The 20913-nt window shown below is 39.3% G+C and carries 18 protein-coding genes and 1 pseudogene; 10 read left to right on the top strand and 9 right to left on the bottom strand.

The genetic code is table 11. The features are described from left to right. Positions 1 to 108 precede the first annotated feature (108 nt). Positions 109 to 1323 carry a nicotinate phosphoribosyltransferase gene (gene pncB / locus AC07M3_RS07070; protein WP_307013336.1) on the bottom strand — a complete coding sequence of 405 codons (1215 nt, stop codon included), beginning with the start codon at positions 1321 to 1323 and terminating at the stop codon, positions 109 to 111. Between the two features lie 168 nt (positions 1324 to 1491). On the opposite strand from pncB, the gene dtd reads away from it, so the two are divergent. Next, the gene (dtd, locus tag AC07M3_RS07065; protein ID WP_494567081.1) at positions 1492 to 1935 is read left to right on the top strand and encodes a D-aminoacyl-tRNA deacylase; all 444 of its coding nucleotides are present in this window, start codon (positions 1492 to 1494) and stop codon (positions 1933 to 1935) included. 43 nt (positions 1936 to 1978) lie between these two features. Here the strand turns inward: dtd and AC07M3_RS07060 are convergent, their stop codons facing one another. The 3 genes from AC07M3_RS07060 to serB all read right to left on the bottom strand — a co-directional run bounded on the left by AC07M3_RS07060 (position 1979) and on the right by serB (position 4678). Then, positions 1979 to 2458 carry a hypothetical protein gene (locus AC07M3_RS07060; RefSeq protein ID WP_003654185.1) on the bottom strand — a complete coding sequence of 160 codons (480 nt, stop codon included), beginning with the start codon at positions 2456 to 2458 and terminating at the stop codon, positions 1979 to 1981. A 251-nt stretch (positions 2459 to 2709) separates the two neighbouring features. After that, positions 2710 to 3045: a ciprofloxacin tolerance protein AciT gene (gene aciT, locus AC07M3_RS07055; RefSeq protein ID WP_002119105.1), complete on the bottom strand. Its 336-nt coding sequence runs from the start codon at positions 3043 to 3045 to the stop codon at positions 2710 to 2712. Between the two features lie 409 nt (positions 3046 to 3454). After that, positions 3455 to 4678, bottom strand: coding sequence for a phosphoserine phosphatase SerB (gene serB, locus AC07M3_RS07050; RefSeq protein WP_005037920.1), 1224 nt, complete (start codon positions 4676 to 4678; stop codon positions 3455 to 3457). A gap of 59 nt (positions 4679 to 4737) precedes the next feature. Here serB and AC07M3_RS07045 point away from each other — a divergent pair, with 59 nt between their 5' ends. The 8 genes from AC07M3_RS07045 to glmS all read left to right on the top strand — a co-directional run bounded on the left by AC07M3_RS07045 (position 4738) and on the right by glmS (position 13001). Beyond that, on the top strand, positions 4738 to 6045 hold the full coding sequence (locus AC07M3_RS07045; RefSeq protein WP_231764393.1) for a hypothetical protein: 1308 nt from the start codon (positions 4738 to 4740) through the stop codon (positions 6043 to 6045). Positions 6046 to 6286: 241 nt separating this feature from the next. Then, the gene (gene ribBA, locus AC07M3_RS07040) at positions 6287 to 7408 is read left to right on the top strand and encodes a bifunctional 3,4-dihydroxy-2-butanone-4-phosphate synthase/GTP cyclohydrolase II (protein WP_494567082.1); all 1122 of its coding nucleotides are present in this window, start codon (positions 6287 to 6289) and stop codon (positions 7406 to 7408) included. An 11-nt stretch (positions 7409 to 7419) separates the two neighbouring features. Next, complete coding sequence (gene ribH, locus AC07M3_RS07035; RefSeq protein ID WP_002119264.1) at positions 7420 to 7890, top strand: 6,7-dimethyl-8-ribityllumazine synthase; 471 nt, start codon at positions 7420 to 7422, stop codon at positions 7888 to 7890. Between the two features lie 3 nt (positions 7891 to 7893). Beyond that, entirely contained in the window at positions 7894 to 8343 is a 450-nt protein-coding gene (gene nusB, locus AC07M3_RS07030) for a transcription antitermination factor NusB (protein ID WP_092709163.1), read from the top strand. Positions 8344 to 8359: 16 nt separating this feature from the next. After that, positions 8360 to 9277: a thiamine-phosphate kinase gene (gene thiL, locus AC07M3_RS07025; protein WP_056482025.1), complete on the top strand. Its 918-nt coding sequence runs from the start codon at positions 8360 to 8362 to the stop codon at positions 9275 to 9277. Next, a complete protein-coding gene (locus AC07M3_RS07020; RefSeq protein ID WP_494567083.1) occupies positions 9255 to 9770 on the top strand; it encodes a phosphatidylglycerophosphatase A family protein in 516 nt (171 codons plus the stop codon). The genes thiL and AC07M3_RS07020 overlap by 23 nt, the downstream gene beginning before the upstream one ends. Positions 9771 to 9785: 15 nt before the next feature. Beyond that, entirely contained in the window at positions 9786 to 11150 is a 1365-nt protein-coding gene (gene glmU, locus AC07M3_RS07015) for a bifunctional UDP-N-acetylglucosamine diphosphorylase/glucosamine-1-phosphate N-acetyltransferase GlmU (RefSeq protein WP_348948427.1), read from the top strand. Between the two features lie 12 nt (positions 11151 to 11162). Further along, positions 11163 to 13001, top strand: coding sequence for a glutamine--fructose-6-phosphate transaminase (isomerizing) (gene glmS / locus AC07M3_RS07010; RefSeq protein ID WP_307013345.1), 1839 nt, complete (start codon positions 11163 to 11165; stop codon positions 12999 to 13001). A 244-nt stretch (positions 13002 to 13245) separates the two neighbouring features. Here glmS and AC07M3_RS07005 read toward each other — a convergent pair. Further along, a pseudogene (locus tag AC07M3_RS07005) lies at positions 13246 to 13540 on the bottom strand (hypothetical protein). A gap of 953 nt (positions 13541 to 14493) precedes the next feature. On the opposite strand from AC07M3_RS07005, the gene AC07M3_RS07000 reads away from it, so the two are divergent. Next, positions 14494 to 15693, top strand: coding sequence for a hypothetical protein (locus AC07M3_RS07000; protein WP_494567084.1), 1200 nt, complete (start codon positions 14494 to 14496; stop codon positions 15691 to 15693). A 55-nt stretch (positions 15694 to 15748) separates the two neighbouring features. On the opposite strand, the gene murI is transcribed toward AC07M3_RS07000, so the two are convergent. The 4 genes from murI to hutI form a co-directional block, all read right to left on the bottom strand. Then, entirely contained in the window at positions 15749 to 16549 is an 801-nt protein-coding gene (murI, locus tag AC07M3_RS06995; RefSeq protein WP_494567085.1) for a glutamate racemase, read from the bottom strand. Between the two features lie 115 nt (positions 16550 to 16664). Then, positions 16665 to 18491: a DUF885 domain-containing protein gene (locus AC07M3_RS06990; protein WP_494567086.1), complete on the bottom strand. Its 1827-nt coding sequence runs from the start codon at positions 18489 to 18491 to the stop codon at positions 16665 to 16667. A gap of 254 nt (positions 18492 to 18745) precedes the next feature. Continuing rightward, positions 18746 to 19666, bottom strand: coding sequence for a formimidoylglutamase (gene hutG, locus AC07M3_RS06985; RefSeq protein WP_494567087.1), 921 nt, complete (start codon positions 19664 to 19666; stop codon positions 18746 to 18748). Positions 19667 to 19676: 10 nt separating this feature from the next. Continuing rightward, positions 19677 to 20882, bottom strand: coding sequence for an imidazolonepropionase (gene hutI / locus AC07M3_RS06980; RefSeq protein ID WP_494567088.1), 1206 nt, complete (start codon positions 20880 to 20882; stop codon positions 19677 to 19679). Positions 20883 to 20913 lie beyond the last annotated feature (31 nt).

The raw sequence follows: 20913 nt of genomic DNA, 5'->3' as shown, positions 1-20913 counted from the left end.
GCATAAGCATATATCTATCAAACTCTGATTTTCTGCTACTCTTTAGCAGAAAATCAGATATCAGCATTCTTACTTTAAAAAATACAAAATAGTGAGACTACTTTTTACTTAAACCACTTCTTCAAGTTCTTCGATTTCAAAAACCTGACGTAAATAAGCCAAGAAAGTATCATTATCAGTCATGGTTTTACCGGGACTATCAGAAATTTTCGCAACTGACTGACCATTACATTCGACTAGTTTCAACACAATATTGAGCGGCTTTTGGCCCATGTCATTGGTCAAATTAGTTCCAATACCAAAACTGACCTGAAAACGGTCTTTAAAGTATTGATGCAATTCCCATGCTTTTGGCAAATTAAGGCCATCACTAAAAGTCAGCATTTTGGTTTTAGTATCAATTTTTAATTTACGGTAGTGCGCATAGGCCTTATCACCCCATTCATATGGGTCACCACTGTCATGACGTAAGCCATCAAATAGTTTCGCGAAATACAAGTCAAAATCTCGGAGGAACGCATCCATACCAACAACGTCAGTCAAAGCAATTCCTAAGTCTCCGCGATATTCTTGAACCCACGTCTCTAAAGCAGCTTTTTGAAAGTCACGCAGACGGACATCAAGTGCCTGAAAAGCCTGTAAAAACTCATGGGCCATGGTTCCAATTGGCGTAATGTTTAACTCTTTAGCAAGTAACACATTACTTGTACCACGGAATACATTTGGCACGGTTTTATGAAAAGCTGCCACAACATGCTTTTGCCATACGAAGCTATAACGGCGACGTGTACCAAAATCAGAGACTAAAAATGGCGGGTCATTCGGTTTTTGAGTTTTTTCATATTGCTGAACCAATTCAAGCTTGGCTTGTAAACGGCGTTCACCCTCAGCCCATACTTCATCGTTTTTAATACGGCTAAAATAAAGTTCATTTACAATTGCCAATACAAAAATTTCAAACATCATGGCTTGGACCATCGGACCTTCAATATGAATATCCAAACGACCTTCCGCATCAATGCTGGCCTGAATAAAGCGCCTTTTCAGTTGAAATAATTCCAAATAATCAACAAAGTCACTTTTGATAAAGCGTAATTTACGCAAATATTGAAGCTCATCTTCTTTATATTTAAGGCTACATAAATAGTCGAGTTGCTCGTTTAAATCATCCAAAATATCTACTAGTGGATAGACAGTATCTTCTAAATTTCTACAGCGGAAATGATAGACGCTATGAGTTTGCGGAAACTTATGCAAAACCACCTGTAACATCGTAAATTTGTACAAGTCTGTATCTAGTAAAGAATGGATAATTGGAGACATAGTCAGTGATTATTCGCTTGCTTCTTAGCATTAAAGCATATTTTTATAAATGAATTGCGAGCTTTTAGACCATTGTTGCAGCTCCGTGAAATTTCCTTTTAAAAATCATTTAATTTAATTTCTGCTAAACTACGCCAATTCAATCAATTGCAGAAATTTGCTTTAACTATGCGTGCTTTAATACAACGAGTTCTTGAAGCTAAAGTGGTGGTTGACGGTGAGACTACCGGTGAAATCCAACAAGGCTTATTGGTTTTTTTAGGCATCGGCCGAGATGACACTTTAGCGATTGGCCAAAAGCTTATTGATAAGATTTTGAAATATCGTATGTTTGATGACGAACAAGGCAAAATGGGCTGGAATGTCTCTCAAGCAAATGGTGGAATCCTGCTTGTTTCGCAATTTACCCTGATGGCTCAAACCCAAAAAGGTTTACGTCCAGATTTTGGTCCAGCCATGCCGCCAGCAGATGCCAAAGCGTTATATGAACAGCTGGTTGAATATACACATTCACAATTTGAAAAAGTTCAAACCGGCATTTTTGCAGCCGATATGAAAGTTCATTTAATTAATGATGGTCCAGTTACGTTTAACTTGGAAGTCGAAGCGTAGATATAAAAAAACTCCCGAACGGGAGTTTTTTTATATCTGGCGATTAACGACCAGTTTTCTCTTTAATAAAAGCACGTGCCTGACGTACTTTATCTTTAACTGGTTTTGGCAACTTAGGTGGAATGAGTCTAGCCACTTGGTTAAACCAAACCAATAGGCTGAAGTCACCTTCCATTTTAATGCTGCCGTTTTGCATACCTGTCATAAATGCTGTTGGGTCACCTTTAATCAAAGTTTTTACACCCTGTTCGCTATCTGCAAACTGCAAGATAAAATCAGCTTTTTCAGGTGCGCCTGCAACAGTGTCAATCTGTCCATTATTAATAATGATCTGACGTGCAACACCTAAATCCGTACCGATCTGGATACGGAATGCGCGGTCATGAATCAATTCAATAAACTTAGGGCTAGTACGTGCCAATTGCTTCATACGCAGCACTAAACCTGCTACCAATAAATCTAACGGGTCTGTACTGACATCAACGAGAGGTAATTTGACTACAGGTATAGAAGAAAGTTTCATGAACATTCACGCCTATTGTATTTTTATGAAAACTTTAGAGCAAAACTCAGTAAGGACATACCATTGCCTGTGTTTTGTGCATTAACTGATAATTTTTAGCTGGCAACGCAATCTAGATGAAACGTCAACAGACCCATGTATCGTAGCATAACTGGCTATTTTTTAATAAATGCTTTGTATAATAAAAATCACGTTTCGTAAATAAAAAAGGCATGCTGTGCATACCTCTTTACCGTTAGATAACAATTTAATTATCGGCTAGAACATTGCTGCTGATCATCTTCATATACTGGCGTGTGTTCTATATATTGGCGATTTGCCAAAGCCTTTTGTGCCTGTTTATCCTCACGTAACAAAATAAATGTAACCATTACCATCGCTAGACTTAGTGCAGTTAAATAACTATATGTGACTGGCATTTCAAAAGTGACTTGAACTCCAAAACGGACCACTTCCAATAGCCCCCAAAAGAACATCCCTGCAAGCATAAAACCAAGCCAACGACGGTAAGGAGAAAAGAAAACAGCAACAAGCGCGACAGCGATCAAGCTGAATCCGGCGATAGCGGCAAAATTCGCTGTTACCATAGAAACCTCCGTCTTAATGAAAACGTCTAAAAAGATTCGGTCTTAAAAACCCGACCTCATTCCAAAAACAACTTTAATTCATAATTTGTGTTGAAGCTTAGGATGCATTATGGATGTTTTTTTTTAGAAAAAAAGACCCGTTATTTCTTAATGCGACACACTTTGTCGCAACATTCTTTTGTCATTACATTTTTGTAAAATTCAAAAAGTTCGATTCCCTATATGGCATCAATTCTGGCGTGTCATTACAAAAAAATATGCTGTTTTTAAGGACCAAAATAAGTTTTTTTCAGATTTTTTTATTGCCTTTTTTCTGTGCACTATTTGAGCATAACACCCTTGATTTTATAACTATTCTGCATAAAAAAAGCGCTACTCTGAAGTAGCGCTTAAAGCTCAAGCCTATAGGTTAAGCACGGTTTAAATCTTTGTCATGCATGCCCAGCAAATACAGCACACCATCCAAACCAACACTTGAAATAGCCTGATTTGCATTTTGACGAACTAAAGGTTTAGCACGGTAAGCCACACCGAGGCCCGCAATCGCAAGCATAGGTAGATCGTTTGCGCCATCGCCTACCGCCATCGCTTGCTCTAGAGAAATACCCATTTTATTCGCAAGTTCGCGTAATAGCTCAGCTTTACGTGCGCCATCAACAATCGCACCTTTAACCTCACCTGTTACGAAACCGTCTTGCACATCTAAAATGTTGGCATGAACTTCATCAATACCAAGTTTGCCTTGTAGATATTCAGCAAAATATTGGAATCCACCAGATAAAATTGCCGTTTTATAACCAAGCGCTTTTAAGGTCGAGATGAGACGCTCTGCACCTTCAGTAATAGTTAAACGCTCTGCAATTTTAGGTAAAACAGCAGCATCTAGCCCTTTTAATAATGCAACACGAGCACGGAAGCTTTGCTGGAAATCAAGTTCGCCTTGCATCGCTCTTTCAGTGATTTCAGCAACTTGTGCGCCTACCCCTGCTTCAATCGCCAACTCATCAATAACTTCTTGTTCAATTAATGTTGAGTCCATATCAAAACAAACTAAACGACGGTTACGTCGATAAGCGTTGTCTTCTTGAACAGCAACATCAATATTTAATTCGCTTGAAAGACGTAAACATGCTGCACGCATGGCTTGTGCGTCTAAAGTTGGACCACTACTTAAACCAAACTGTACACATGCACGACGTGGAAATGCGCTATCCTTTTCAAAGTCGACACGGCCTGATAATCGGGTAACAGTTTCAATGTTAAAGCCTTGGCTAGACACAATTTGTGTAACTGCTTGTAAGTGGGCAGCAGTGAGTTCAGGTGCCAAAGCCGTGACGATATAACGAGTACGACCGCCTTCACCTACCCATTGATCGTATTCTGCGCCTGTGATTGGTTTAAAGCGCACTGTTAAGCCAATATCATGTGCTAAAATCAGAATTTCTTTCATTGCCAATGCGGTCGCAGTTTCATTATCTGACGCGACTACAATGCCCAATGTGAGTTGATTATGAATAACAGCCTGACCTACATCCAGTATTTGCAATGAATGTACGGATAGTACTTGCATTAATCGGGTAAACTGGTTTGGTTGGTCTGGTCCTAAAAAGGATATAAGAATGATTTCTCGCATGAATTGACTCTAGTCTGAGTGACAACTATTGTAAGAATCATAATCGAATTTCAATATAATTGCCTTGGAAGTTTAACTTGATTGCGCCTAGACAAGGGCTATTTGCTAGCCTACTGATCGTTAGTTTTGCATTGCATACCTTTTTATTGGTGATTGCAACGACACACCAGCTCAATGAAAACCGTGCGAGTCAAGGTCAGCTCATGACCAGTCAGCTCGTTGCAGACAGCTTATCCGAGCTAGAACCGGCAAATACGGTGTCTTTAGCTCTGATTGCCAATCGCTATGCGACCAATCCAAGCGTTGCGTCTATTCGCATTCTTGATGCCAACAAACAAGTGCTGGCAACGAGCGGAATTTCGAAAACTCGCCAAGGTGAGATTTTTGCTCGCGATGCGCTGCAAAATGAAAAGAAAGTGGGTTCTATTGAGATTACGCTTATTCAGCCAAGTATTGGGGAAATTCTCCGCACTCAATGGCTGGCAATCTTAGCTTCTCTGTTTTTGCATGTTTTATTATGGCTTGCCTATCGCGCCATTGCTCGTCCGACCCGTAGCGAATATTTGGCACGCATTAATGAAGAGAACCGCTTGAAACATGAAATTCAGCAGTTAACTCAAGCATTGGCTCTAGAAAAACAAAATACAGTAACGTTAGTTGCTCAAGCTCAACAGCAGGCGAAAGGTAAACCAGCGGCTCGTCCTCAGCCTGAGAAAACTACAGATTCAGCTGACCAACATATGTTGGCACTCAATATTCAGTTTTATGATCCTAAACAGTTATTAAGCAGTGTTAACCAGTCAGTATCTGTCCCGTACTTTAAACTCTGTCAGCTCTTTTTAAACAAGAGTATTGAGTTGTGCGTTAAGCATTATCAATTAAAGCTATCGGACATTGAAGTTGTAAATGAGTTTAATGCTGACGGCGCTACACTTGCGATTTCAACCTCGCATACTCACGCTGTAGAGTGTCTGCTTATGGTGGGAACCGTATTCCAATTACTCTCTGACGTTTTATATAAACGTTACCGCGAAGATAAACGCTTTGCTTTGCAAACGCGTAGTGCAACTTGTAATGCTGTGGAAGCGATGCAAATTGATGCGAAAGAAGCTGCTCAACGTTTAGCACAGCATCTTCATGCGAAAGAATCTGCGTTATATCTTGAGAATGATCAACTCAAAGCAATTCAAGACAGCTATCAACTTGTTGCAATGCCAAACCCAAGTAATGTCATGACTCGCCATGCCTTTATGATCAATGGCATGAATGCAGAATGTGCTGAACTTGCTCAAAATATCCGAACTGAGATTTTGATGGGGAAAAAATCAATCCCACAAAATGATAGTCCAAGCAGTGCAGCTTCATAAAAAAGTAAGTGCGCATATTGAAACCTAGCCTTTTGGCTAGGTTTTTTTTATTTAAATTCATCGTTTTTATTTTAAATTATTCCATTTTCTTATGATTTATTTGTATAAATAAAGCTGGATCTATTCTATCTCGTTGCAAAGTTGGATAAATCAGAATCATAGGCAAAATTCTCTAAACAGCGTAAACTATGCAAAATTTATTAAATAGAAATTGTCTAACGACAAAAAAAGGTGAAAGCGAATGCCGCTGAGTCGTGTTGAAGATCTTGTCGCCGATATTCGTGCAGGCAAAATGGTTATCTTGATGGATGACGAAGATCGCGAAAATGAAGGTGATCTTGTCATTGCAGCAACGCATGTTCGTCCTGAAGATATTAACTTCATGATTACCCATGCACGTGGTCTAGTTTGCCTAACGTTAAGCCGTGAGCGCTGTAAGCAGTTAAACCTTCCGTTGATGGTTGACCAAAACGGTGCTCAGCATAGTACAAACTTTACACTATCAATCGAAGCAGCTGAAGGTATTACCACTGGTATTTCAGCAGCAGAGCGTGCACATACTATTCAATCTGCTGTCGCAGCGCATGCAAAGCCAAGTGATATTGTACAACCGGGCCATATTTTCCCGTTAATGGCACAACCAGGCGGTGTTTTACATCGTGCAGGTCATACTGAAGCGGGCTGTGATTTAACACGCTTAGCAGGTCTTGAACCTGCTTCTGTCATTTGTGAAATCATCAATGAAGATGGCACAATGGCACGCCGTGCAGATTTAGAAATTTTTGCCGAGAAGCATGGCTTAAAAATTGGTACAATTGCGGACTTGATTCACTACCGCATGACCAATGAGCAAACGGTTGAACGTCTGGATCAAAAAACCATTCAAACAGAATATGGTTCATTTGAACTCTATCGTTATCGTGAGATTGGTAACCCAGACATCCATTTGGCTTTAGTCAAAGGCGAGCCAAAAGAAGGTGTTACAACAGTACGTGTACATGGTTTTAGTCCAATTCGCGATTTACTTAAGCTGAATAAAGCTGATGGTGAACCTGCGTGGAATCTAGACCGTGCACTACAGACAATTGCAGCGAGTGATCGCGGTGTTTTAGTCTGGATCGGGCAAGATCATTTGCAAGACTTGGGACCAGCGTTGGATGATTTAAATAAGCCAAAACCGGTGAAATCCAATGCAGCTCTTTCACATCAATATCAAACCATTGGTGTAGGTGCTCAAATTTTGCGTGACTTAGGTGTTGAAAAAATGAAGCTTCTTAGCTCACCATTACGTTTCAATGCTTTATCTGGCTTTAATTTAGAAGTAGTGGAATATGTCACTGCTGATCAAATCACAACGAAATAATCGAGGTTGCTATGGCAATTCGCCGTATTGAAGGTTTATTACATCTCGCAAGCGAAGGTCGTTATGCGATTTTAGTGGGTCGTTTCAACAGTTTTGTTGTTGAACACTTATTGGATGGTGCAATCGACACATTAAAACGTCATGGTGTAAATGAAGATAACATTACTGTTATTCATGCTCCTGGCGCATGGGAACTCCCGATTGTTGCTAAAAAATTAGCTACATCAAATCAATTTGATGCAATCATCGCACTTGGCGCAGTTATTCGTGGTAGCACACCACACTTTGACTTCGTTGCTGGTGAATGTGCAAAAGGTTTAGGTGTAGTCGCGTTAGAAAGCAGCTTGCCTGTCATCAATGGTGTATTAACTACTGATAGCATCGAGCAAGCCATCGAACGTTCAGGTACAAAAGCAGGTAATAAAGGTAGCGAAGCTGCTTTAACTGCAATTGAAATGGTTAATTTATTAAAGGCAATTTAAAGCATGTCTCAAACACTGCAAGCCGCTTATGCAGCAAAACGCAAAGCACGTCGTTTTGCTGTACAAGGTATTTATGAGTGGCAAATGAGTCACAATCCTGTACATGAAATTGAAGCACGTACCCGTGCTGAAAATGCGATGCACAAGGTAGACTTAAATTACTATCACGAACTATTAACGCAAGTGATTGCACAGCGCGAAGATCTTGATGCATTGTTAATTCCGGTACTTGACCGTGAACTTGATGCACTTGATGGTGTAGAGCTCGCAACCTTACGTTTAGGTGCTTACGAGTTACGTGATCATTTAGAAGTACCTTATCGTGTAGTTCTTGATGAAGCCATTGAACTCGCCAAACACTTTGGTGGAGCAGATAGCCATAAATACATTAATGGCGTTTTAGATCGTTTAAGTTCAACACTACGTAGTGCTGAAAAACAACAAGCAAACTAATAGGTTTGAAGTTGATATGGCTGAGTTTTCTATTATTGACCAATACTTTAACAGACAATCTTATACAGATGTCACCTTAGGTATTGGAGATGACTCAGCCTTAATCACCCCTCCCCAAAACCAACAATTGGTGATCTGTGCAGATACACTAGTTGCTGGTCGTCACTTCCCTCTTGATACCTCTCCCCATGCAATTGGCTGGAAAAGTGTGGCTGTCAATCTTTCAGATATTGCTGCCATGGGTGCTAAACCTCATAGTATTTTACTTGCGTTAAGCTTACCTACCATTGACCATGAATGGCTTGAAGGATTCAGTCAGGGAATCTATGACTGCTGTAATCAATTTGGTGTTGCTCTCATTGGTGGAGATACGACCCAAGGTCCACATCTCACCATTACGGTCACAGCCATGGGCTGGATTGAAACCGGACAAGCTGTGTTACGTTCGGGCGCAAAAGTCGGTGACTATGTTTGTGTGAGCGGTCAAGTTGGAGATGCAGCCTATGGTTTACAACACCTAGGTCATCCCTTGCAACAACGACTAGACTACCCAACACCACGTTGTCAGCTTGGACAACAGTTGAAGGGTCTTGCTTCTAGCATGATTGATATTTCTGATGGATTAGCCCAAGATTTAGGCCATATTTTAAAAGCTTCAAAGGTCGGTGCTCGATTACTTTTAGAAAAGTTACCGATTGATTCAACGCTAGAAAAACTACCAGAACAGCAGCGCTGGCAATATGCGCTAGCTGGTGGTGATGACTACGAATTATGTTTTACAATAACACCGCAAAATTATGAAAAACTTTTGCAAAAACAACTAGACATTAAGATTACAATGATCGGACAGATCGTTGAGCAAACACAACTAACTTTTGAGCATTTGGGTTCAGATTACCCATTGCAAATTCATGGATACCAACACTTTGCATAAGCCGCCGATTCATTTTAAAGACATGTCTTGGTTCAACCGCTGCATCGTTTTCTGTGGAGTTGGTTTCGGATCTGGTCTCGCACCTAAAGCCCCTGGTACTTTTGGCTCTGCCTTTGCGCTACTCTTCGTTCCGATCTGGTTATCGCTTGGATTTAACTTAAGCTTAATCGCGATGACTATCATGTCCTTGGTCGGGATTTATATCTGTGGTCAAACTGCAAAAGTTATAGACGTACACGATGATGGTCGAATTGTGTGGGATGAATTTGCAGGGCAATCTATTACCTTCCTCCCTCTTCTTTATTTACAACAAATGAATTGGATGTGGGTGATCGTCGGCTTTATATTATTTCGTATTTTCGATGTTTGGAAACCTTGGCCTATACGCGTTATTGATCGTCAAGTGCATGGTGGTTTTGGTATTATGCTTGACGATATTATTGCCGGTGTATGGGCTGCTCTTTGTACACTAATTATTATCCATTTGACTTAATCATTAGAGTTATACATGTCAACTACCGTCATTATTCTTGCTGCTGGCAAAGGAACGCGTATGCGTTCTCAGCTTCCTAAAGTATTACAACCTTTAGCTGGTCGCCCACTATTAGGGCATGTCATTCAAACAGCAAAACAATTACAAGCTAAAAATATTATTACGATTTATGGTCATGGTGGTGACCGCGTACAACAAACATTTGCCCAAGAAAACATTGAGTGGGTTGAACAAGCTGAACAACTTGGTACAGGTCATGCAGTACAAATGACTTTACCCGTACTTCCTAAAGAAGGTGTTTCACTGATTTTATCAGGCGATGTACCATGTATTAATGCAAATACGCTACAAAAATTATTAGATGCATCGACCCAGACAGGAATTGGCTTAGTTACGCTCACTTTAGATGATGCAACAGGTTATGGCCGTATTGTGCGCCAAGATGGCAAAATTCAAGCCATTGTTGAACATAAAGATGCAAACGAAGCACAACGCCAAATTAAAGAATTCAATACAGGCATTTACTGTGTTAGCAACGCAAAACTTCATGAGTGGTTGCCTAAACTTTCAAATGAAAATGCACAGGGTGAATATTACCTAACTGATATCGTTGCAATGGCAATTGCAGATGGCTTAGAAGTTGCCTCTGTTGAACCAGAGCTTGCTTTTGAAGTTGAAGGGGTTAATGACCGCTTACAACTTGCAGCTTTAGAACGCCAGTTCCAACAAGAACAAGTCAAAAAGCTCATGCAGCAAGGTGTAATGTTCTTTGATCCTGCACGTTTTGATTTACGTGGCTCTGTAAAAGTTGGACAAGACGTTCGTATTGACATCAATGTTATTATTGAAGGTGAATGTGAGCTTGGTGATTTTGTAGAAATCGGCGCTGGCTGTATTTTAAAGAACACCAAAATTGCAGCAGGCACTAAAGTTCAAGCCTATAGCGTTTTTGATGGCGCAGTTGTAGGCGAAAATGCTCAAATTGGACCATTTGCACGCTTACGCCCAGGGGCTAAATTGGCAAATGAAGTGCATATTGGCAACTTTGTTGAAGTTAAAAACACATCGATTGGACTAGGTAGTAAAGCTAACCATTTCACCTATTTAGGTGATGCCGAAATCGGTGCTGAATCAAATATTGGGGCAGGAACAATTACCTGCAATTATGACGGTGCAAATAAACACAAAACCACTATTGGCGATGCAGTTTTTATCGGTTCTAATAGCTCGCTGGTTGCTCCGGTGACCATTGGGAATGGCGCAACAGTTGGTGCGGGTTCTGTGATTACGAAAGATGTAGCCGAACAAAGTCTCTCCTTTGAACGTGCGCAACAAATTTCAAAAGCAAATTATCAACGTCCCCAAAAGGTTAAAAAATAAGAGGATTGAAGTATGTGTGGTATCGTCGGAGGCGTTGCAGAGCGTTGTGTAACCGAGATTTTAATTGAAGGTTTAAAACGTCTTGAATACCGTGGTTATGATTCTGCGGGTGTTGCTTTACTAAATAATCAACAAATTTTACGTGAGCGCCGTGTAGGTAAAGTCATCAATCTTGCAGATGCAGTTGCTGAACACCAACTTACAGGGGCTATCGGCATTGCGCATACGCGTTGGGCAACGCATGGTAAACCAACTGAAAACAATGCTCACCCGCATATGTCTGGTAAGGTTGCTGTTGTACATAACGGTATCATTGAAAACTATCAAGAGCTAAAAGATGACCTACAAGCTTTAGGTTACGTTTTTACTTCTCAAACAGATACTGAAGTTGTTGCACACTTAGTTGCTGAAGCTCTAAAAAGCACAGATAGCCTTTTAGATGCTGTTGAAACTGTTGTACCTCAGCTTAAAGGTGCTTACGCGCTAGGTATTATCCACAGCGATTATCCAGATGAACTCATTACTGTACGTGAAGGTTCACCTTTAGTAATTGGCGTAGGTATTGGTGAAAACTTTATCAGTTCAGACCAACTCGCACTTTTACCTGTGACGAACCGCTTTATGTACCTAGAAGAAGGTGATATTGCGCGTCTTACACGTACTTCAATTGAAGTATTTGCAAATGGCGAACGCGTTGAGCGTCCAGTGCGAGAGCTTGATGCAACCGTAAGTAGTGCATCAAAAGGTGAATACAAGCACTACATGCTCAAAGAAATTTATGAGCAACCAGAAGCAATCAAGCAAACGATTTCTCAAGCACTTGATGGTAATAGTTTACGTGATGATTTCTTGAAAAATGCTGAAGCAGATTTCAATAAAATTCAAAGCGTACAAATCATCGCTTGTGGTACAAGTTACCACTCAGGAATGATTGCGAAATATTGGTTTGAACAACTGATTGGCGTGCCTTGCCAAGTTGAAATCGCGAGTGAATTCCGCTATCGCACACCTGTGATTGTTGAAAATACACTTTATATTTGTATTTCACAGTCAGGTGAAACTGCTGATACTTTAGCTGCACTACGTGAAACTCAAAAGCGTGCGAAAGCAAACAATATCGATATTCAGACTTTGACTATCTGTAACGTTGCAACGTCTTCAATGGTTCGTGAAACTGATCATCACTTATTGACTCTTGCTGGTCCTGAAATTGGTGTTGCATCAACTAAAGCGTTTACGACTCAGCTCGCTGCACTTATGTTGTTGATCCTGAAAATTGGTCAAGTTAAACAACGTATTAGCCCTGCTCTGCTTGAAGAAATTACACGTGAGCTATGGCACAGCCCGAAAGTTATTCTTGATACCCTCAAAAATGACCCAGAAATTTTGCGTTTGTCTGAATTATTCGTTGAAAAAAATCACTGCTTATTCTTAGGTCGTGGTACGAATTATCCAATCGCATTGGAAGGCGCATTAAAGCTAAAAGAAATTTCGTATATTCATGCAGAAGGCTATGCGGCTGGCGAGTTAAAACACGGTCCATTGGCACTTGTTGATAATGAAATGCCGATCGTTATTCTTGCGCCAAATGATGAAATGCTTGATAAGCTCAAATCGAATATGGAAGAAGTTCAGGCACGTGGTGGTGAATTATTCGTTTTCGCTGATGAAAATAGTGGAATCAATGAAAAAGACCGTCAACACGTTGTACATATTCCAGCAGTAAACGAATGGTTAGCTCCTATTGTTTATAGCGTACCAGTTCAGTTATTGTCTTATCACGTTGCTGTATTACGTGGTACAGACGTTGACCAGCCACGTAACTTGGCGAAGTCAGTAACTGTAGAATAATAATCAGACATGCTATCTATGCCATAAAGGGTGTAGATCGCTTGTGTTGATTAGAAAGCCCGATATGCATTAATTGCCTATCGGGCTTTTTTATTGCATTCATATCGCTACACAAGCGCTTTTACGTGAAAGAAAATCTAGTTTGATAGTAGAGAAGTCCCCCTAGGACTCTGTGTCACAACGGACTTTTACTTTTGCGCTGATTTAAAGTTTGAGAGATCATCGCGACACAGAGATAAAGGAGCTAAGCGAACTTAGCCCATTTCATTTTTGTCACAGCGTCGAATGATGCTGAACAAATTAGGGGCAAAGTCCTGTGGGAGATCAGGACTTTGCAAACTGGTGCGTTTTAAACGTTGTACGGTTTGAGGTGAATACACCTGTTCAAGCTGTTGGCAAATACAATCGCAACTGGCTTGCATGTGTTCACCTGACAAGCAAATTCTTTTAAATTCCTGCTGAGCATTGGCGTCATCATTTGTAATACCGTAAGCACCGACCACAAGGTTTAAAAACAATATAAATTTATGAAGTTTCATATTATTCTCATGATTATTTATATCTTTAAATAAAAAATATTATTCGCTTAAATATTAAAATAATTTTTTAAATAATAATTAATCCCCCCACAAAAATAGAAAAATAAAATAATTAAATTTTAAAATTAAAATAATTTATAAATTTAAAAAATAAGGTTGTAGAAAACCCAAATTTTAAATAAATAAAATAGTTAAATGCGAGAGAAAATAAGTTTGAATAGTGGCATGGCCAACTCCTTAAAAAATGGAGTCCTACCACCAAATCACCGCGAATTAATTTATGGTGGTAGAACGAAAGAGGGTTGACAGACTGGTGCCCATAGAGACCAGCACGCACGGGGCGTCCCCCTTCCGTCCTACCGCAAAGAAAGGGGACGCAAGGGTCTAACGACTTATAGTAGAACTATAATCCGCTATGGGGACTTACGGTCTGTCAAAACCGTCTGGCAATGTAGGCCAGCAACGAAATAATAATCGGTATAATAAAGAACGTCAATTTATTTTAATGGAAAGTTTAAATATAATAATTTTATTAATGTTCAAATAATATTATTCTTTTTATTATATTTATGACTTTTAATTAAATTTAAAATATAAACTTGGGTTACATATATTTAGTTAATAAAATAGATTAATCGTTAAGTAATTTAAAAATATATCGTTGTCAAAGCAGCCATAACTTTGATAACTCATCTATTAAAAAGCCTGATATGTCTTTGAAATACATATTGGAATTTTTTATTGCGTTCATAAAGCTCTAAAACATAGTAGCTCCCTTTTATTAAGGCATTCTAATAAATATAAATAATTCAATATGTTATATACAAAAACCAACAAAAACACTTGGATTTATACATGAAAAGTTATGGTATAAATCACGCTTCGAAATTTGCCTAATAACTATAAATTTCGACTATTACAAAACACTTTCTAATTATAAGGAGCAACTTATCATGGCTAACGGATTCCCAACTGGAAACTTTAGAATCGTTAACAAAGAAACAGGTGCGTGTATTTCAAGTTTGTACGGTGGTCAAACCGATGGTGTACACACGGTATCTAGACGTGGTGAAACGGGTCATTTTGCATATTCTCATACAAATGACCGAAAATTTACGGTACATGACAAGGTTAAAAACATAGACGAAGAGCTTTGGTATTTTGACAGCCACGAATATCGCAGTGGGCGAGAGAATAAGCTATTCAACAAAGTTAAAGATATCCGATCTAGTTGGGTACTCGGTGCTTACGTTAAAACAAAAGTGATTGGATGGAAACTGAAAGACAAAGACCTAGAACATTTTATTAGTCTTTTACCCAAGCAAGATGAAGAAACACTAGCCCACTTAAAAACGAATGCATGTCTTGATATTGTTCGCTTATTAGAGACATTTATTGATATTAACGGTGAAGAAACCATTAAATCGGAGCTTGTTGGTAAACTCGATGAGACTAAGTTGAATGACTTTTTAAATCCAGTCCTCGCACATGAGTCAATTCGTAGCATTGAGCGAAAATTCTATGAGCTTGCTTCCTCTCCTTGGCTACGTTTAAATATTCCTGGTTTTGAAGGTATTCCTGAACTTGATGAACAACTCTATAAGCTCATTTTTGCTTCTGTGCAATTAGATGTTTTGGATCAAAAAGATTGGCAATCAGATTCCGTGTTCCGCTTGTATCTACGCAATTACGATATCAATGAACTTCTAAAAAAAATTAAAAAAGAGAGCCTTGATGAACTACAAGAAAAAGCATGGACAGAACTTCAAGATGTAGAAGACCCTCAAAAAGAAGCCGTAAAAATTATTCTAGAGCTTAGAAAAACTCTAGATTTACATATTGATGAGAAAAATATGAATACTGCCCAAAAGGTTTTACAGACAGCTTTAAAGTCAAATGAGTCTTTTGAACAACTCAAAGCAGCATTAGAGAGTACGAATAATAAAGAGTTACAAACAGTTAATAAGCATAGTGGCGATATTTTCTTGCAAGGAGCGGGTCGTCAGTACCAGACTAGTTGGGCATTTAAAGATGGTTATATCTTTGTAGAAGGCCAACCAGATGCTGTACTAACGCATCTCTGGGGTTCATCTGTAGGTATTAGTCAACGATCTAATGACCCAAGACAGCGCTGGGAACTTAAAAGAGCTTAATTTGAGCTAGTACAAAGATGGTAAGAGAAAATCCTCTTACCATCTTTTCAAGAACTTATTTTTCTACAGCTTTTACTGGTAAATGTTTACCTAATAAAGAAAAAGTAACATCCGCAACTTCCAACGGGTCTGAACTGGTCCAAATAATATGATTTCCCTCATTTGAACTTTCAGAACTTAAACTGTAGTGATTTAGCTGCCGAATTAATTGCGCTGTTACAGCTTCCGAAGGCTCAATAATTTGAATATCAGGGCCGACAAGATCCTGAATAATATTTGAAACAAAAGGATAGTGCGTACACCCTAAAATAATCGTATCGACTTTTTGCTCGACTAACGGCGTCAAAATATTTTTTAAATAATCTTTAACTTCTGCGGTATGTGCTTTGCCCGTTTCAATTTTTTCGGCTAAACCAATACAAGGTACTAAAGACACTTTGATATTTTGTGCATAAGTTTCGATTAAACTTTTTAAGTTTTTACCCTTAACCGTCGTTGCAGTTGCCAAGACAGCAATGTGCTTGCTTTGTGTTATTGCCACCGCAGGTTTTACCGCTGGTTCTATCGCAATAAGTGGCACATTAATTTGCGCTCTAATGGTTTCAATCGCTACCGCAGTCATGGTGTTACAAGCAATCACGATCGCTTTGCATTTGCCATGATCCACTAAATTTGAAATTAAATGCGTGGTTCTTGAAACAATCCAGTCACTTTCTTTGTCTCCATACGGGACATATTTCGAGTCTGCAAAATAGATAATATCTTCATTCGGAAGGGCCTGCCGAATGTACTTAAATAGAGACAGTCCGCCTAAACCAGAGTCAATCATTCCAATCGGGTTATTCTTCTGGTTCATTATTTTTCCAATTTAAAATTCAAAAAGAAACTATATTTTTCATTATTATATTATGTTTTCTATCGGTTTTTACATCAGGCCCAACAAGGACCTGACCTAAATTTCGAATTTTGTTTTAAGCTGCCGCTTTTTGTTCCTTAATCCAATTCTTAATACGTGCATCCAATATATTTAAAGGCAAGGTTCCTGCATTTAAGATCATGTCATGGAATGCTTTAATATCAAAACGATCTCCAAGCTCATGTTTCGCGAGCTCTCGTAACTCTAAAATTTTTAGTTGCCCCATCTTATAAGCTAACGCTTGAGCAGGAATAGCGATATATCGATCTGCCTCTGCCTGAATATCTGGTTCATCTAAAGCTGAGTGTTCACGCATAAAATCAATCATTTGCTGACGGGTCCACTTTTTATAATGTACACCTGTGTCAACCACTAAACGACAAGCACGGAACAACTCACTCGATAGTCTTCCATAGTCTGAAAGCGGGTCTTTATAGAAGCCAACGTCTTTCCCCAATTGCTCGGCATAAAGTGCCCATCCTTCAATGTAGGCGGTATGGTTGGGCTGCTTTCGGAACATCGGCAAATTTGGCAGGTTTTGGGCAATATCAATCTGCATATGGTGGCCGGGAATTGCCTCATGGTAAGCGGTCGCTTCCATTGATATTTTGGAACGTTCAGAGAAGTCACCAGTATTTACATACACTTGTCCGGGACGTGAACCATCAGGCGTGCCTTGGTGATACTCCGCACCTGCCGCTTCTTTTTCTCGATATTGCTCTACAGGTAAAACTTCGACTTTATTTTTTGGCAATAAACCAAAGAGCTTCGGCAACTCTGGTTGCATTTGCGCAATGTAACCACGATAAATCTCTAAAATTTCTTCACGAGATTTTGGGAAAACAGCGGGATTTGTTTTTAATGATTGTTGGAAACTTTTTAAATCATTGAAACCTTGTGCTTTCGCAATTTTAAGCATTTCCGCCTCTATACGAGCAACTTCTTTTAATCCAAGTTTATGGATATTTTCAGGGCTTTCTGACGTAGTTGTATTATTTTCTACATAAAAGCGATAGAGCTCGTCACCGTTTGGCAAGCTCCATATACCTTCATGTTGTCGTCCATGGGGTAAGTACTCTTTCTGAATAAACGTCCCTAGTTTTTGATAAGCAGGCCGAACATTCTGATCTATGGCCTGTAGCATTTCACGGCTTAAACGTTCTTGTTCTGCTTTCGAGATGTTATCTGGAAATTTCTTTAATGGAGAAGCGAACACACTGTCCTTCCCTGCGGGAGTCGCAATGCTATCAATCTGCTTTGCTACTTTTTCAATTAAATATTTGGGTGGCATCAAGCCATCTTTTTGTCCTTGTTTCGCTAACTGAGTACCTTGATCAAGAATAAGAGGAATTTGTTTTAAACGAGAAATATAGTCTTGATATTGCTTAGCATTATCAAAGGGAATCGAACTAATAAATCCCGGAAATTGTAAATGCAGCCCCCACATTTGATTGAAAGGCATCTCATAGAGTTTCAAATCATAATTTTTAAGTGACTCTTTCAATTGATAAATCATCAGATCTTTATTTAATTGATCAGTTGCTGAAAACCCTGTGCTATCAATTGCTTCAAAACGTTTTAAAAAATTTTGAGTATTTTTTTTATCTTTCTCGATCTGATTTTTTGAAAACTCGGTCCAACGATTGTTGTAGCGTAAATCTCCTAAAGTAGTTGCAGTTTCAGGATTATTTTTCAAAGTATATTCCCACTGTTCTTGTAAAAGCTGGTTTAAAGCTTTCACCCGAACAGAGACATCACTGTTTTGTTTAGATTGTGACTTTTCAATAGTATTCGTATTAATTTCGGGGGTTGCAGCATCAGAAGAATGAGACATCCAAAATAAAACACTGATACAAGCAAAATGTAAGGTTCTGTTTTTCATTTAATTATCCAGAAATATTTAACGAAGTTTAAAATAAAGACAAAACAAATTACGTGCCAAGCAGCCTATAAAATGGTGTAAAAATCGAGTATTTTTTTAACTAAATGATTTTATAAATTAATTTTCTTTTTAATTAAATTATTTATAGTTGCTATCTATATTCTCTATCTGACTTTAATTTACCAGAAAGTCAAAAAAAAGAGCACATGAGCGATCTCAGTGCACTTTTTCATTTCTACATTAAAAATTCTTTCTCAAGAAAACAAATATTGATAAACAATATAGGCAGCCAGTTTTGCTGTTCTATTGTCTAAGTCAAACTTTGGATTGCACTCTGCAATATCTAAAAGTTTGATTTTTCCAGTCTCTTGAATATGCTTAAAAATTGCTTCAAAAGTGGCTAAATCAATTCCTTTTACAGCTGGTGCACTTACTCCGGGTGCAACCGCGGCAGTAAATACATCAAGGTCGATCGTGATATATAAACAGTCAACTTTTTCAATAAAAGCATCAACTGCCGCGAGCACATTATTTAGGTTAAAAATATTAACCTCATGATCACGTAAATATGAACAATTTAAAGCATCGGCTGTATCAAACAAAACTTTAGTATTGGCATGGTTAGCTACCCCAATACATAAATAATTAAATTGCTTTTGATGTTGCTCAGAAAGGTGTGCTGCCTGTAAAAAAGGTGTTCCAGATGTCGCCTGCTCTGCTTCACGCAAATCAAAATGGGCATCGAAGTTAATAATACCTATTTTTTGTTCAGGCGCATGGGCTTGTATATATTGGAACAGACCGCTAAAGCTACCAAATGCGACTTCATGCCCACCACCAAGAACAATCGGTTTTAAACCATTTTTTAGGCTATTTGCGACTTGCTCTGCCAACTCAGTTTGGGCTTGCTCCAAATTGCCATATTCACAAGTTACTGTACCTAAATCGACAATACTGACTGGACGATGAATAGGTAAATTGGCAAGCTGGTTACGGATTGCATCTGGAGCATCCGCAGCACCGACTCGACCTTTATTACGCTTCACGCCCTCATCAGAGCTAAAACCAATCAACGCAAAGTCTGCGTGTTGGGTCTTGTTGATAATATGATGAATGCGTTGGTGTGCTTCACCTTCGCCATCATGGCGGCCTTGCCATTTAAATGTGTGATTCATGTGACACCGTTTAAAAAATAACTTCTTGTCCATGCTGAATTACTCGCTTAGGTAAATCTCCACCAAGCCAGTAAACAATTTCAGATGGATGCTCAATATCCCAAGCCACAAAGTCAGCGACTTTACCCTGCTCTAAACTGCCATGTGTTTGCTCTAAACCGAGCGCTTGTGCAGCATGAATGGTCACACCTGCTAATGCTTGCTCAGGTGTTAAACGGAATAACGTGCTGCCCATGTTGAGCATTAAACGTAAAGAAAGTGCTGGAGATGTACCTGGGTTTAAATCGCTCGACAGTGCAATCCGTACGCCATGCTTAATGAGGCTTTCAACTGGTGGATATTGTGTTTCACGTAATAAATAAAAGGCGCCCGGCAATAGCACAGCAACCGTATCCGACTCTGCCATTGCTTTAACATCATCTTCGGTCATGTACTCTAAATGGTCAGCCGACAAAGCATGATACCGCGCTGCTAAGCTTGAACCGCCTAGCGATGAAAGCTGTTCAGCATGCAGCTTAACCGGTAGATTCAAAGACTGTGCTGTTTTAAAAACACGTTCGACCTGAGCAGGTGAAAATGCTAAATGCTCACAGAAAGCATCAACAGCATCGACTAAACCTTCAGCATGCAGTTTAGGCAGCATTTCTGTACAGATATGCTCGATATAAGCATCGCTTTGATCTTTGTATTCTGGTGGTAACGCATGTGCTGCTAAACAAGTGCTTTTTACCGTCATTGGTAAAGCTTCACCAATTTGACGAATGACGCGCAACATTTTGCGCTCATTTTCGTAGTTGAGCCCGTAACCAGACTTAATCTCGATGGTGGTTACACCGTCTTGTTGCATACAGCGAATGCGCTTAAGTGCCGAATTTAATAATTGTTCTTCGCTTGCTTCACGCGTTGCACGCACTGTACTTGCAATGCCACCGCCGCTTGCTGCAATTTCAGCATAGCTCACACCCTGCAAGCGTTTTTCAAACTCAACACTACGGTTGCCGCCAAATACACTATGCGTATGGCAGTCAATAAATCCTGGGGTCACCCAAGCTCCATTTAAATCAACTGTTTCGGAATAAGTATCGCTAGGAAGTTGTTGTTGTTTTCCAATCCACTGAATGAGATGCCCTTCTGTGACAATTGCAGCGTCTTCAATGTAAGAGTATTGCCCATTTTGCATGGTCGCAATGTGGCAATTTTGCCAAAGTTTTTTCATGAGCCTTTCCTCAAAACTGCCCAATAGTTAA

The organism is Acinetobacter sp. GW821-FHT09D10 (assembly GCF_059416285.1).
The sequence above is the reverse complement of the archived record's forward strand: the minus strand, read 5'-3'. Positions and strand labels throughout refer to the sequence as shown.

Bases quoted from the DNA above. Each gene is read 5' to 3' on its own strand.
- pncB (WP_307013336.1), bottom strand. From the start codon at position 1,323: ATGTCTCCAATTATCCATTCTTTACTAGATACAGACTTGTACAAATTT.
- dtd (WP_494567081.1), top strand. From the start codon at position 1,492: ATGCGTGCTTTAATACAACGAGTTCTTGAAGCTAAAGTGGTGGTTGAC.
- AC07M3_RS07060 (WP_003654185.1), bottom strand. From the start codon at position 2,458: ATGAAACTTTCTTCTATACCTGTAGTCAAATTACCTCTCGTTGATGTC.
- aciT (WP_002119105.1), bottom strand. From the start codon at position 3,045: ATGGTAACAGCGAATTTTGCCGCTATCGCCGGATTCAGCTTGATCGCT.
- serB (WP_005037920.1), bottom strand. From the start codon at position 4,678: ATGCGAGAAATCATTCTTATATCCTTTTTAGGACCAGACCAACCAAAC.
- ribBA (WP_494567082.1), top strand. From the start codon at position 6,287: ATGCCGCTGAGTCGTGTTGAAGATCTTGTCGCCGATATTCGTGCAGGC.
- ribH (WP_002119264.1), top strand. From the start codon at position 7,420: ATGGCAATTCGCCGTATTGAAGGTTTATTACATCTCGCAAGCGAAGGT.
- nusB (WP_092709163.1), top strand. From the start codon at position 7,894: ATGTCTCAAACACTGCAAGCCGCTTATGCAGCAAAACGCAAAGCACGT.
- thiL (WP_056482025.1), top strand. From the start codon at position 8,360: ATGGCTGAGTTTTCTATTATTGACCAATACTTTAACAGACAATCTTAT.
- AC07M3_RS07020 (WP_494567083.1), top strand. From the start codon at position 9,255: ATGGATACCAACACTTTGCATAAGCCGCCGATTCATTTTAAAGACATG.
- glmU (WP_348948427.1), top strand. From the start codon at position 9,786: ATGTCAACTACCGTCATTATTCTTGCTGCTGGCAAAGGAACGCGTATG.
- glmS (WP_307013345.1), top strand. From the start codon at position 11,163: ATGTGTGGTATCGTCGGAGGCGTTGCAGAGCGTTGTGTAACCGAGATT.
- AC07M3_RS07000 (WP_494567084.1), top strand. From the start codon at position 14,494: ATGGCTAACGGATTCCCAACTGGAAACTTTAGAATCGTTAACAAAGAA.
- murI (WP_494567085.1), bottom strand. From the start codon at position 16,549: ATGAACCAGAAGAATAACCCGATTGGAATGATTGACTCTGGTTTAGGC.
- AC07M3_RS06990 (WP_494567086.1), bottom strand. From the start codon at position 18,491: ATGAAAAACAGAACCTTACATTTTGCTTGTATCAGTGTTTTATTTTGG.
- hutG (WP_494567087.1), bottom strand. From the start codon at position 19,666: ATGAATCACACATTTAAATGGCAAGGCCGCCATGATGGCGAAGGTGAA.
- hutI (WP_494567088.1), bottom strand. From the start codon at position 20,882: ATGAAAAAACTTTGGCAAAATTGCCACATTGCGACCATGCAAAATGGG.